The following is a 13,848-nucleotide window of genomic DNA, read 5'->3' on the forward strand; positions in this document are numbered from 1 at the left end:
CAGATCGGCCGCAGCACCGCTCGCGTGAGCGTCACGAAGGACGGCGCTCAGCCCAGGCGGCTCGTGCTGTCCTGGGCGGCCCTCACCGACACCGGCAACAAACGCCAGGTCAACGAGGACAGCGTCATCTCGGGCCTGCCGATCTTCGCCGTCGCCGACGGCATGGGCGGTCACTCGGCCGGAGACGTCGCCTCGAAGGCTGTCGTGGAGCGCCTCTCGGAGCTCCACGAGTCGGTGGTCACCCCGGTGCAGATCGAGGGCGCCCTGGGCCTGGCGCTGACCGACATCGATCGTGTGGGCGACGAGTCCGCACTGGGGACCGGGACCACGGTGACCGGTGTCGCGCTCGCAGACGGCGACGAGGGCCTCGAGTGGGTCGTCTTCAACATCGGGGACTCCCGGGTGTACTCCTTCCGGGAGGGCCTGCTCGAGCAGATCACCCGCGACCACTCCGTCGTGCAGGAGCTCATCGACGCCGGGCTCATCACGCCCGACCAGGCGGAGCACCACCCCGACAGCAACGTGATCACGCGTGCCATCGGCTTCCACGAGAAGCCGGTGCCGGACTACGTCACCGTGCCGATCGTGGCGGGGCAGCGGCTCCTGCTCTGCTCCGACGGACTCACCAAGGAGCTCACCGACTACGGCATCCGCCACTACCTCTCGACGGCGAAGACCGCCGAGAGCGCCGCGTCGGAGCTGGTGGCGGCCGCGCTGGCCAACGGCGGCCGAGACAACGTGACCGTGGTGGTCATCGACGTCGAGTCGGACGAGGCGATGGGCGACGCCGAGCCGCCGCGGGACTGACCGTGGCCAGGAGACTCCCGTCGCCGCCGCCGACGCTCCCCGGCTTCACGTCGGTGCGGGTGCTGGGCTCGGGCGGCTTCGCTGACGTCTACCTGTTCGAGCAGACCATGCCCCGACGACAGGTCGCCGTCAAGGTCATGCTCCCCGAGACGGTCGACGACGCGGTCCGCCGCATGTTCCGGGCGGAGGCCGACCTCATGGCCAGGCTCAGCGCGCATCCGTCCATCCTCACCGTCTACGAGGCCGGGGTCTCCGGCGACGGCCGGCCGTACCTGGTGATGGAGCTGTGCTCCTCCTCGCTCGGTCAGCGCTACCGCACGGCCCCGCTCCCCGTGGCCGAGGTGCTGCGCATCGGGGTGAAGATCGCCGGTGCGCTGCACACCGCTCACCAGGAGGGCATCCTCCACCGCGACGTGAAGCCGTCGAACATCCTCGTCACGGCCTACGGCGCGCCCGTCCTCTCCGACTTCGGGATCGCCTCCACGACGCGGGCGTCGCACCCGGGGGAGACCGTCGGCCTGTCCATCCCCTGGTCGGCTCCGGAGGTGGTGTCGGAGGAGACCACGGGCACCGTCGCCTCGGAGGTGTGGTCGCTCGGCGCCACGCTGTACTCCCTGCTGGCCGGGCGGTCGCCGTTCGAGGAACCGGGACGCAGCCTGCCCCCGGGGGAGCTCGTGCGGCGGATCACCCGAGCCAAGCCGGCTCGGATCGGTCGCGACGACGTCCCCGAGGCGCTGGCGCGCTGTCTCGCCCGCACCCTGTCGAAGAACCCCGCCGCTCGTCCCGCCTCGGCCCTCGAACTGCTGCGCGAGCTGCAAGGGATCGAGACCTCGCTGGGGCTGACCCAGACCGCGGCCGAGGTGGCGGTCGCGGAATGGGCGACCGACTACGCCCGCGACACCGACGATCGCACCGTCCTCAGCACCCCACCGGCCGGCGGCACCGTCCCGTCTCGGCGGCGACGCCGCCATCCGACCGCGCCCTCGGTGGGCGCCGTGGCTCAGTCCGCTTCGCACGACTCCGACCGGACCCACGTCGCCCGGGGCGGAGCCGCCCCGCGCTCCCGCCGTGCACCGCTGCTCCTCGGAGCAGGGGCGCTCGCGGTGGTGGCTCTCGGCGCGGGCGGCCTGATCCTCGCGCAGCAGGCCGCCCAGCCGTCCATCCCGAAGGTGGGGGAGATCACCGCGCGGGTCGAGGGCGACCGGCTCGTGTTCAGCTGGGCCGACCCGGGCCTCACCTCGCAGGACAGCTACCGCGTCGCCACCCGCGACGGGGTGACCTCTGTCCAGCGCACCGCCGAGTTCTCGGCCGACGCCACCGCGGGCGGCAGCGTCTGCATCTCCGTCGCCGTCCTCCGCGCGGGACGGGCCGGCGAGCCGAGCGCGGAGAAGTGCGCCTCGGTGCCGTGAGCAGGTCGGTGAGCGCGTCGTGAAGGGCGCACTGGGCACGGGTCGGATCGGCGGGTGGGTCGCCGCTCACCGCTCGGCCGCCGCGACGCTCGTCAGCGGCGGCGCGGTGGCGGCGCTCGTCGCCGTGGTCTCCGTCGTCTCCACGGGCTTCGTGGCGCAGCAGGTCGACCTCCACGACGGCACCGTCTGGGTGACGAGCGACCTGCATCACGCCGCCGGCCGCGCGAACCCGGTGGTCGGCGAGCTGAACGGTCTCGTGCCGCTCGGCGCCGGATCCCTCGACGTCGACCAGAGCGGGTCGACGGTCGTGGTGGCCGACCGGGGCGACGGTGAGGGCCGCCTGGTCGACACCGCGTCGATGACCGCCGACGAGTCGTTCCCCCTTCCCGCGGGCGAGGCGTCGATCGTGCTGAGCGGCGACCGCGCCATCGTCTGGTCGCCCGAGTCCGGTTCGGCCTGGTCGACCACGGTCCCCGCCCTCCCGGCCTTCGACCCCGACGCCGCCGCCGACGTGACCGTCGGCCCGACGGGGGCGATGGCCGCCTGGCAGGGGCGTCTCTACGCGGTGTCGCCTGCGACCGGCTCGGTGTACTCGCTGTCGAGCGGCGAGGCGCAGACCTCCCTCGCCGTCGACCTCGCCGCCGACGCCGACGTCACGATGACGGCGACCGACGCCGGCTGGATCGTGTTCGACCGCAGCACCAGCCGCGTGATCAGCGCCTCGGGCGCCGTCCCCGTCTCCCTCGACGACCCCGCCGGAGCCGTGCTCCAGCAGCCCGGCGAGGGCCGGGACGGCGTCCTCCTCGCCACCCGCAGCGGTCTGGTCCTGATCGACCCGACGACGGGCTCCACGCGCTCCCTGTCCGAGGGGCACTCCGGTGCTCCCGCCGCTCCGATCGAGATCGACGGATGCGGCTACGCCGCGTGGTCCGACGGCACGGGGTGGACCGACTGCGCGTCGACGGCAGACCCCGGGCGAGCGACCTCCGGCGAGGCCGGCGAGGCAGGCGAGGCCGGCGAGACGACGTTCGAGGGGATGGGATCGGAGTCGCGCCTCGTCTTCCGCACGAACGGCGACGGGGGAGTCCTCCTCAACGACCGGACGTCCGGACGTGCCTGGGACGTCGCACGAGACAACGCGGTGATCGACGACTGGGACCAGCTGCTCGACACCACGACGACCGACCCTCAGCAGGAGGACGCCGCCACCGACGCCCCCGACACGCCGGACCCGGTGCAGCAGCCGCCGGTGGCGGTCGACGACGACCTCGGGGCCCGGGCGGGTCGCGCGCAGGCGCTGCCGGTGCTGCTCAACGACTACGACGTGAACGGCGACACCCTCGTCATCGACGACGTCACCGTCCCCGACGGCGTGGACTGGCGGGTCGACGTCATCGACGACGGCCAGCAGCTGCAGCTCACCCTGCCGGGCACGGCGACCGGGACGCTCACGTTCGGGTACGGGATCTCCGACGGCCGGGGCGGGAGCGCCCGGGCGACGGTCGCCGTCACGATCCGCGCCCCCGGGGAGAACTCCCCTCCCGTGCAGGTCAGGCGGTCGACGCTCGACGTGGCGCTCGGGGCGCGAGCGACCACCGACGTGCGCAGCGACTGGTACGACCCTGACGCGGACCCGTTCTACCTCGCCTCGGCCGGGACCCCGCCGCCCGACTCGGTCACGTTCCGTCCCGAGGGCCAGGTGACGTACCTCGACTCCGGGACGTCCGCCGGTCCGCGCGACATCTCGCTCGTCGTCAGCGACGGAGCCTCGACCACGGCGGGGACGATCCCGGTGGTCGTGCACGACCCCGCCGACGTCCCGCTCGTCGCGGACGGCTTCGTGGTGTCGCTGAACGCGGGCGTCGAGGACACGGTCGAGCCCCTTCCGCATGTGAGGGGCGGGACGGAGGCGCTGCGGCTGACCACGGTCGGCGTGCGAGACGGCGTGACCGTCGACGCCGACTACGTCCAGGGCGCCGTGCGCCTGACGGCGTCGTCGGCCGGCACCTATCTGATCGACTACTCCGTCGCCGACGGATCTCGGACAGCGACGGGCACGATGCGCCTCGAGGTCACCGCCGTCCCGGATGCGAACAGCGCTCCGGTCACGGTGCCCCACACCACCTTCGTGCGTCAGGGCAGCAGCGTCGAGATCGACGTCCTGGCCGGCGACTACGATCCCGCGGGCGCCGTGCTCATCGTGACCTCCGCCGGCTCCGCCGCCGATCCGGGTGTCCAGGTGGAGGTCCTCGAGCAGAGGACGATCAGGGTCACGCTCACCGGGCCGCTCGCGGGAGGGTCGACCTCCTTCGCCTACACGGTCAGCAACGGACTCGCCTCGGCGGCGGGCTCGGTCACCGTCGTCGAGGTGACGCCTCCCGCCATCAGGCAGCCCCCGGTCGCGGTGGCGGATGTCGCGTCCGTCCGCGTCGGCGACGTCGTCGACATCCCGGTGCTCGACAACGACAGCCAGCCCGACGGCGACCAGCTCAGCCTCCATGCCGACCTCGCCCGCCCGCTGTCCGCCGGGTCGGGGCTCCTGTTCGCCTCGGGCTCCGTGCTGCGCTACCTCGCTCCGGCCACGCCCGGGGAGTACACGGCGGAGTACCGGGTCGACGCACCCGACGGGCAGTGGGCCACGGCGCAGGTCACGATCCGCGTGCGCGAGGCCGACGCCGCGTCGAACTCCGCGCCCGTGCCCGCGCGGGTCACCGCCCGTGTCCTCTCGGGCGAGACCGTCCGCATCCCCATCCCGCTCACGGGGATCGACCCCGACGGCGACTCGGTGCAGTTCGCCGGCGTCGACTCCGCGCCGGAGAAGGGCACGATCTCCGCCACGGGCGTCTCCTGGCTCGAGTACACGGCGGGCGACTACTCCGCCGGGACGGACACGTTCGGCTACACCGTGGTCGACAGCCTCGGAGCCCGGGCGAGCGGGACCATCCGGGTCGGCATCTCGCCCCGGGCCGACGGAGCGCGCCCGCCCGTCGCGACGCCGGACGAGGTCGTGGTCCGTCCGGGGCGCACCGTCCTCGTCCCCGTCCTCGCCAACGACTCCGACCCCGACGGCAGCCCGCTCAGCCTGGTCCGGGTCTCCGCGCAGGACGGGGCGGCCACCGCCGCCGTGTCGGGCGACCTCGTCGCGATCACGGCACCGTCGACGCCCGGGCGTTACGGCTTCGTCTACGAGATCGAGAACCAGCGAGGCGGGACGAGCTCGACCTTCGTCACCGCCGACGTCACCCCGGATGCGCCGCTCGCCCGGCCCGTCGTCTCCGACACCGTGCTCACCCTCGACGACATCGCGGGCCGCGACAGCGTCGACGTCGACGTGCTCGAGAACGTCTTCTTCGCCGAGGGGCCGGCGTCGCAGCTCGACCTCCGTGTCGGCGACGGGTACTCGTCCGCGGCCTCGGTCACGCCCGAGCACCGGCTGCGCGTCGAGGTCCGCGAGGGCCGGCAGATCATCCCGTTCACGGTCGCCCACCCCGAGGATCCGACCATCACGGCGTCCGGGTTCGTCTGGGTGCCGGGCACACGCGATGCGCTTCCGCAGCTGCGTTCCGGTGCACCGGCCCTCGTCGTGCAGAGCGGAGCCGAGCTGCGGATCCCCCTCGCCGATCAGGTCGTGGTCGCCGGCGACGGGACGCCCCGCATCTCCGATCCCAACACCGTCCGTGCCACGCACGCCGATGGGTCCTCGCTGGTGTCCGGCGACACGACCCTGGTCTACCGCAGTGCGGCCGACTACTACGGCCCGGCCTCGATCTCGTTCGAGGTCGCCGACGGCGCCGGACCGGATGCCCGGCGGGCCACGCTCGTGCTCCCCATCACGGTCAGACCCGCCACGAACCAGCCCCCCGTCTTCGACGGTGCCGTGATCGAGTTCGAGCCCGGTCAGCAGAAGAACATCGACCTCACGAAGCTGACGACCTACCCGTATCCGGGCGCGGGGAACCTGCTGAGCTACCGGGTGCTGGGGGAGGCGCCTTCCGGCTTCGCCTTCTCCCTCGACGGCACGACCCTGACGATGACGGCCGACCCGTCGACCCGGCGCGGGGCCACGGGCTCCCTCTCGATCGGCGTCGCCGACAAGCAGAGCGAGGGCCGCTCCGGCCGCATCGACGTGTCGGTCGTCGCGTCGACGAGGCCGCTGGCGGTCCTCGGCACCGACTCCGTGATCGCGCCGCGCGGAGGCACCACCACGGTCGACGTGCTCGCGAACGACCGGGCGGGCAACCCGTTCCCCGACGTGCCCCTCCAGGTCGTCGCCGTCCGGGGAACCGACTCCGCGACGCTCCCCGCCGGGGTGTCGGTGGCCACGTCGGCCGACAGGGCGTCGCTCTCGGTGACGGTCGCGGGCGACGCGGCTCCAGGCGACCTCACCCTGCAGTACCAGGTGGCGGATGCGACACAGGACTCCTCGCGGTACGTCTGGGGCACGGTCCGCGTCTCGGTCCAGGACAGACCGGCGCCGGTGACGGGTCTCGTGGTCGCCGGGTTCGGCGATCGCGAGGTGGACGTGTCGTTCGCTCCGGGCGCGGCCAACAACTCGGCGATCTCGGCCTTCCTCGCCACGGCGACGACGGCCTCCGGAACGTCGGTCACGACCACCTGCGCGACCACGCGCTGCACGGTGCGGACCCCGGGGAACGGATCGGCGTCCGCGGTCAGGATCACGGTCTCGGCGCAGAACGGCATCGGCGCATCCGATCCCACGCCGCTCGGCCCGCTGGTCTGGTCCGACGTGCTGCCCGGCCCGCCGACCGGACTGACGCTCACTCCGGGTGACGGCTCGATCCGAGCCTCGTGGAGCCCGGCGGTCGTCCTCGACGGCGGCTCGCCGGTGTCCGCCTACGAGGTGCGCGTCGACGGACGACTGGTGCAGACGTTGCCCGCCTGCTCGTCCGCCTGCGCCACCACCCTCGGGGGAGTCGCGAACGGCGTGTCGACCACCGTCGTCGTCACGGCGAAGAACGACGCGTACCCGGCCCTGGCGGTGTGGTCCGGCAGCGAGGCGAGCGGCACCACCACCCCCTTCGGCGCCCCCATCGCCTCGGGAGCGTCGGCCGTCGCCGAGACGGGCGCCGCGGGACGCGACGTCGTGGTGGGCTGGTCGGGCTTCGGCGACAACGGGAACCCGGTGGCGGGATACGTCGCCCAGCTCCTGCGCGCGGGATCCGGCGTACCCCAGGGGGCGCAGGCGTGCTCGGTGTCGGAGGGGAGGGTCTCCCTCCCCAGCGTCGGCGGCGACGTCCTCGCCCAGCAGCAGACCGGTGGTCCGGGAGCGGTGCGCTTCGCCTCGCTCGACGCCTCGAGCGCCGACTACTCGGTCGTCGTGTGGGGGTGGAACGCGGCAGGATGCACGCCGTCGGCGGTGCAGACCGTGTCGGTCTATCCCCGACCCGGTGTGCCCACGGCGACCGTGACCATGGTGCAGGACGGGTCGACGTGGGACGCCTACGTCTCGGTCAGCGGCGACGGATCGCGGTACCGCATCCAGCGCGTCGACGACGGCGGCGCCCCCGTCGGGGATCCGGCGGACTTCTCCGGCGCGGGCTTCCCTCGAGCGCTCGTCGGCGGTGCGTTCGGGGACGTGCTCCGCTTCCGGCTCCAGGCCTGCTCGGTCTGGTCGACGGTGCAGCTGTGCGGCGACTGGTCCACGCCGTATGCGGCCCCGGAGCCGTCCCTGACCTTCGACCTGGATCCCGATCCGCAGCTCGTCGGCGACACGTTCTCCTGGGTCAACCCGCCGGCCAACGGCGGCCTCCCCGCTGCGTTCGTCTGCGGTCGCAGCGGATCGGCGGCGACCGCCACGGCCACCGGACCGACCTGCACCGTCCCGCCGGGCGACGGAGCCCCCTGGCTCGAGGTCACCGTGGCCGGACACTCGTACACCGTCTCCGGATCGAAGGGATGAGCATGACCATGACACCCGAGCAGGCCACCCGCTTCGCCGACGTGTTCGCCCGCTTGGCCGCGGGCGTCGAGCAGGCGCTGCAGGGCAAGCCCCACGTCGTCAGGCTCTCCCTCGTCGCCCTGCTCTCGGAGGGGCACCTCCTGCTCGAGGATGCGCCGGGGACCGGGAAGACCTCTCTGGCGCGCGCGATCGCGCAGAGCGTGCGAGGGACCGCGAGCCGGATCCAGTTCACGCCCGACCTGCTGCCCGGCGACATCACGGGGGTCTCCGTGTACGACCAGAGCGCGCGCGCCTTCGAGTTCCGTCCCGGCCCCGTCTTCGCCACCGTCCTCCTGGCCGACGAGATCAACCGGGCCTCGCCGAAGACCCAGTCCGCCCTGCTCGAGGTGATGGAGGAGGGACGGGTCACGGTCGACGGCCGGTCGCATCCGGTGGGGGAGCCGTTCATGGTGATCGCGACGCAGAACCCCGTCGAGCAGGCCGGCACCTACCGTCTCCCCGAGGCGCAGCTCGACCGCTTCCTCATCAAGACCTCGATCGGGTATCCCGACCACGCCACGACCCTCCGCATCCTGGAGGGCTCCACGGAACGCGCGCACTCGACGGCGCTCCCGCCGATCATCACGAGCGAGGGGGTGACCGTGCTCGCCGCGGAGGCCCGCACGGCCCACGTCGACGCGTCGATCAACGACTACATCGTCCGACTGGTGCAGGCCACCCGTGACGCCCCCGAGACGAGGCTCGGCGCCAGCGTTCGCGCGGCGCTTGCTCTGTCGCGGGCGGCGAAGACGTACGCGGCGTCGTCAGGGCGCCACTACGTCGTCCCCGACGACGTGAAGGCCCTCGCCGAGCCCGTGCTGGCCCACCGGCTCCTGCTCGACCCCGAGGCGGAGTTCGACGGAGTCTCGGCGTCGAGCCTGGTCGGACAGATCCTGCTCGAGGTGGCACCACCCGGAGAGCCGACGGCCGCATGAGGACGCTCCCGGTGGCGGTCTCCGCCGGGGGATGGACGGTCCTCGGAGGCGGGATCGCGACGCTCGTCGCGGGTCTGGCCCTGGGCTGGACCGAGCTCGTCGTCATCGGCGTGGCGTGCCTCGTGACCGCGCTCGTCTGCGCCCTCCTCCTGCTCGGCCGCCGGGCAGGGCGCATGGAGATCTCCGTCGCCGAGCGGCATGTGGTCGCCGGTGCTCACGCCACCGTCTCGGTCTCCGTGCAGAATTCCACCCCGCGGCGTCTCCGCGCGACCGAGGCGGAGCTGCCGGTGGGAGTTCGGATCGAGTCGCTCGACCTTCCCGGAGTCCGCCCGGGAGGGGAGGTGTCGGCCACGGTCGTCGTGCAGACCCCGCGTCGTGGTGTGCTGCGACTGGGCCCGGTGCGCGTGGTCCGCCGCGATCCCCTCGGTCTTGCACGCCGCGAGGTGTCCCGATCGGATGCGCGGGACCTCTACGTGCATCCGCGGACGGTCGATCTCGCCGTGGCGTCGACAGGCCTGCTGCGCGATCTCGAGGGCCTCTCGTCGCGCGACCTCACCGACAGCGACATGGCGTTCCACACCCTCCGCGAGTACGTGCCGGGCGACGATCGCCGTCACATCCACTGGCGGAGCACGGCGAAGACGGGCTCATTCATGGTGCGCCAGTTCGAGCAGACGCGGCGCAGCCATCTCGTCGTCGCGCTGTCGACGCGTCCGGGAGACTACGCCGGTGACGAGGAGTTCGAGCTCGCGGTGAGCATCGCGGCGTCGATCGGAGTGCGCGCGGTCCGCGACGCCACGACGGTGAGCGTCCTCGCCTCGAGCGGCTCCGAGCGTACGACGTCCCTCAGCGTCCGTACCCCGCGTGACCTCCTCGACGATCTGAGCGTGGTGCACCCGGTCCCCGGGGCCCCGGGGCCGGCACGGCTCGCCCGGGGCATCGCCGAGTCGGGGAGCGGTGCCTCCGTGGTCCTCCTCGTGTGCGGATCGGCGGTGGCCACGCGGGAGCTCAGGTCGGCCGCGGCGGCCCTGCCGCCGGAGGTCGAGGTGATCGGGCTCGTCGCCGACCCGGAGGCGAGCGCGTCGATCGTGCCGTTCGACGGCATCCGCGTGGCCCGCATCGGCTACCTGGACGACCTCGTGCGCGCCCTGGTGAGGATGGCGGCGACGTGAGCGTCCTCCGCCCGGGAGGCACCCGCGCCCCGCGCGGCACCTCGTCCGCCTCACCCGCGCGATCCGCGTGGACACCGTCCGCGGCGCGGTCGCCGGGGCCGCCGCTCCGGTCGTCGGCGACGCGGTCGGGCGGACCGTCGGTGCCCGACCGGTCGTCTCCGTCCGCACGGCGCCGAGCACTCCTCGCCCTCGCCGCGGTGGGACTCGTGGTGATCGGTGCCGCGGCGTGGTGGCCGGTGTACGCCTCGCCGTGGTTCCTCGTCTGCGCCGGAGGAGCGCTGTTCGCCGGCGTCGCCCTCGCGGGGGCCGGAGCGGTCGCCCGGTGGAGGCCGCACGTGGTGCTGCTCGCCGTTGCGGGGGCCTGGCTCCTGCTCGGCGTCCCGCTCGCGGTCCCCTCCCAGGCGCTCTGGGGGGTGCTCCCCACGCCGCAGGGGCTCGTCGACCTGATCACGACCTCCGCGACCGGATGGCGCGCACTGCTCACGATCGACCCCCCGGTCGGCGACTTCCAGGCGCTCCTCGTCCCCCTGTTCGTCCTCGTCCTGGCGGCGAGCGCCTCGACGGTGTCGCTCGCGCTCCGATCGGCGCGGCCCGCGCTCTCGCTGCTGCCCCCCGTCGTCGTCCTCCTCGCCGGCCTCGCGTTCGGCGACGGGGAGCCCCTGGCGCCCCTCGCGCTCGGCGGCGCCTTCGCCCTCCTCGCCCTCCTCGCCCTGGCTCTGCTGGGGAGCGCGTCGATCAGCCGGACCCTCGTGGCCGGGCTCCTGGTGCTCATGACGGTCGCGGCCGGTCTCGGCGCGGGAGCACTGGTCGTCGGCGGCTCCCGGGCGGCGGTCCGCGACGCCGTGTCGCAGCCGTTCGATCCCCGCAGGCTCGACAGCCCGTTGAGCGGCTTCAGAGCCGACATCGTCGGCCCTGAGGCGGATGCCGTGCGGCTCGACGTCCCGTCCTCGCTGGCCGGACGGCTCGTGTCGATCGCGAGGATGGACTCGTACGACGGGGTGGTCTACCGGGCGGGCGACTCGACCGAGGCCTCCTCCCTGTTCTCTCGGGTGCCGCAGTCGATCGGCCCCGCCCTCCCGGGCGAGAGCGAGTACTCCCTCACCGTCGAGGCCGCCGGCGGCGTCTGGCTGCCCCTCCCGGGCGCACCGTCGTCGATCGAGTTCGACGCGGGCGCGGGATCCGGAACGGAGTCGACGAGCCCGTCCGGCGCCGCGGGCGTCGATCCGCAGGACGACCTCTTCTACAGCCGTCCGCTCGAGACCGCGGCCGTCAGCACCGGGCTCGTCGCCGGGACCTCGTATCGTGTGCGCTCGACCCTGATCGACGAGATCGCCGAGCCCGCCGACCTCGTCCCCGGTGCGGCCGCCGCGCCGTCCCCGACCGCGCCGCCAGAGGTGGCCGCGTGGGCGGCCGACCATGCGGATGCGGATGCCGACCCTGCAGAACGTTTGGCCTCCCTGGTCGATGCGCTCCGACAGGGCTACGTGAGCCATGGCCAACCGGGGGAGCCGTTCAGCCGTTCCGGGCACGGCGCCGATCGGATCGCGGAGCTCCTCACCGACGCACCCATGCTGGGCGACGACGAGCAGTACGCGGTCGCCGGGGCCCTGCTGGCGCAGCAGGTGGGGTTCCCGGCCCGTGTGGCACTGGGCTACCGGGTGCCGTCGAACCAGGACGGCGCCGATCCGATCGCCGTCACGGGCCGCGACACCGTCGCGTGGGTGGAGGTGCTCGACGCCGAACGCGGCTGGGTCGCGATCGATGTGACCCCGCTCGAGCGACCCGTGCCCGACGACGTCGACGAGCAGCAGTCGACGACCGTGCAGCCCCCGCGGGTCCTGCCGCCCCGTTCCAGCGACGAGAACATCCCGCCCGACACGACGACCACGCAGCCGACCGACCGGGACGAGCCGCAGCGCGATCCCTTCGCCGAGCTGCTCCGGGCGGTGGCGATCTGGACCGGGCTCGGAGCGGCCGTCCTCGCCGTGCTGCTCTCGCCCTTCCTGGCGGTCATCGCGGCGAAGGTCGTGCGCAGGTCTCGCCGCCGACGACGCGGCGACCCGCGGGACAGGGCCGCGCAGGCCTGGTCCGAGATCCGCGACGCCGGGGTCGACGCCCGTCTCCTGCCCCGGCGCACGTCGACCGCGCCCGCGTCGACCAGGGCCGAGACCGCGTCGGCGCTCGACAGCCCGGCCGCGCGCGACATCGCGGTGCTCGTCGACCGCGCGCAGTTCGCCCCGACCGTCCCCCTGCCGGCCGACCTCGACCGGATCTGGGCGCAGACCGACGAGGAGCGGACGCGGATCATGCGCACGGGTGGCCGGTGGTCCCGCCTGCGAGCGGCGATCTCGCTCCGATCGTTGCGCACGTATCATGGCAAGGGCGGAAGGCGGACGAGCGAGTGAAGTGCAGGACCTGCGGCATGACCCTGACCGAGGGCGCGCTCCTCTGCGGTGAATGCGGCACCTCCGCCCTCGCACCCGCGCCGACGCTCGGCGACACCGCCCGCTACGACCGTCGTGCCCTGCGTCGTTCGATCGCGGCCCAGGCGGCCCAGGCCGGCCGAGCGGCAGGCGTCGTGCCCGCGGCCGGCGGGCCCCGGCACGCCGAGCTGCCGACCACCGCGATCCCCACGGTCGAGCGGACACGGGAGCCGGCGGCTCCGGCTCCGTCAGCCTCGTCTCCGTCGTATTCCGCCGACGCGGTCGATCCTCGGGTGTTCAGCCTGGCCTTCAGCACCGGCGACACGGTCCGCGTCTCCGGCCACGGTCTCGTGGGCCGGAACCCGACGCCCGCGGAAGGGGAGTCGTTCGACTACCTCGTCCAGATCGTCGACCCCGACCGGAGCATGTCGAAGACCCACCTCGAGTTCGGTGTGGCCGAGGACGGCTTCTGGATCCTCGACCGCGGATCGGCCAACGGCACCCGCATCGTCGAGGGGGACGAGGTGGTCGACCTCGACCCGGGCCTCCGCGTGGTCATCTACCGCGGGCTGCGCGTCGAGCTCGGCGACCAGTACTTCGACCTGCACTGACCCAGGTGCACGCCGTTCGTGCACACCCGCTCGGATGCGCGAATCAGTCCACAGATCGGCCGTCGGCCGGGTGCGAGGCGGCTCGATCGGCTTCACTCGAGGCATGCTCTCCACCTCGGTCCTGCGCTCCCGATTCCTCGCCTCCTCCGCGCACAGCGCGCTCACCATGCGTGCGGGGGAGCACGTCCTCCTCCTCGCGGCGGCGGCCGTCGCCCGGGCCTTCCTGCGGGCGCGGCTCGTACGCCACATCGCCCTGGGCGGCACGGCCGTCGTGGAGACCGATGCGCCGCACGCGTGGTTCGACCATGCGAGACTCTCGATCTCCGCTCGTCGAGCCTCGAGCCGCGAGCGCGTGACCGTGCTCGACCCGCAGGGGTCTGCTGAGCTCACCGTCGAGCTCGCCCCGGTCGAGGTGGTGCACGCCGATCCGGCGTGCACCGTCATCGTCCTCGTCGCCCCACCCCTGGCTGAGGTCCGGAGGCGCGGTTCCGCGTCGCTGACGGCGGAGTGCGAGTTCCTCTCGGCGCCCGCC

Annotated in this window: 7 protein-coding genes; all 7 read left to right on the forward strand. The window is 73.5% G+C overall.

Annotation, left to right across the window (positions count from 1 at the left end):
* Positions 1–24 precede the first annotated feature (24 nt).
* From IEX69_RS00635 to IEX69_RS00665, 7 genes are read left to right on the forward strand one after another with little or no spacing between them, the layout of a single operon-like run.
* Positions 25–807, forward strand: a complete 783-nt coding sequence (locus IEX69_RS00635) for a PP2C family protein-serine/threonine phosphatase (RefSeq protein WP_229756190.1) — start codon at positions 25–27, stop codon at positions 805–807.
* 2 nt (positions 808–809) lie between these two features.
* Positions 810–2,216, forward strand: coding sequence for a serine/threonine-protein kinase (locus IEX69_RS00640; RefSeq protein ID WP_174604423.1), 1,407 nt, complete (start codon positions 810–812; stop codon positions 2,214–2,216).
* A 19-nt stretch (positions 2,217–2,235) separates the two neighbouring features.
* Positions 2,236–8,136: an Ig-like domain-containing protein gene (locus IEX69_RS00645; RefSeq protein WP_085019218.1), complete on the forward strand. Its 5,901-nt coding sequence runs from the start codon at positions 2,236–2,238 to the stop codon at positions 8,134–8,136.
* A 2-nt stretch (positions 8,137–8,138) separates the two neighbouring features.
* Positions 8,139–9,110 (forward strand): AAA family ATPase, encoded by a 972-nt coding sequence (locus IEX69_RS00650; protein ID WP_085019219.1) that lies wholly within the window; start codon positions 8,139–8,141, stop codon positions 9,108–9,110.
* Positions 9,107–10,282, forward strand: coding sequence for a DUF58 domain-containing protein (locus tag IEX69_RS00655; RefSeq protein ID WP_085019220.1), 1,176 nt, complete (start codon positions 9,107–9,109; stop codon positions 10,280–10,282). Before IEX69_RS00650 ends, IEX69_RS00655 begins: the two co-directional genes overlap by 4 nt.
* Complete coding sequence (locus IEX69_RS00660) at positions 10,279–12,687, forward strand: transglutaminase domain-containing protein (protein WP_085019221.1); 2,409 nt, start codon at positions 10,279–10,281, stop codon at positions 12,685–12,687. Before IEX69_RS00655 ends, IEX69_RS00660 begins: the two co-directional genes overlap by 4 nt.
* 17 nt (positions 12,688–12,704) lie before the next feature.
* Positions 12,705–13,316 carry an FHA domain-containing protein gene (locus IEX69_RS00665; protein WP_085019222.1) on the forward strand — a complete coding sequence of 204 codons (612 nt, stop codon included), beginning with the start codon at positions 12,705–12,707 and terminating at the stop codon, positions 13,314–13,316.
* Positions 13,317–13,848 lie beyond the last annotated feature (532 nt).

The organism is Cnuibacter physcomitrellae, from assembly GCF_014640535.1.
Taxonomy (GTDB): domain Bacteria; phylum Actinomycetota; class Actinomycetes; order Actinomycetales; family Microbacteriaceae; genus Cnuibacter; species Cnuibacter physcomitrellae.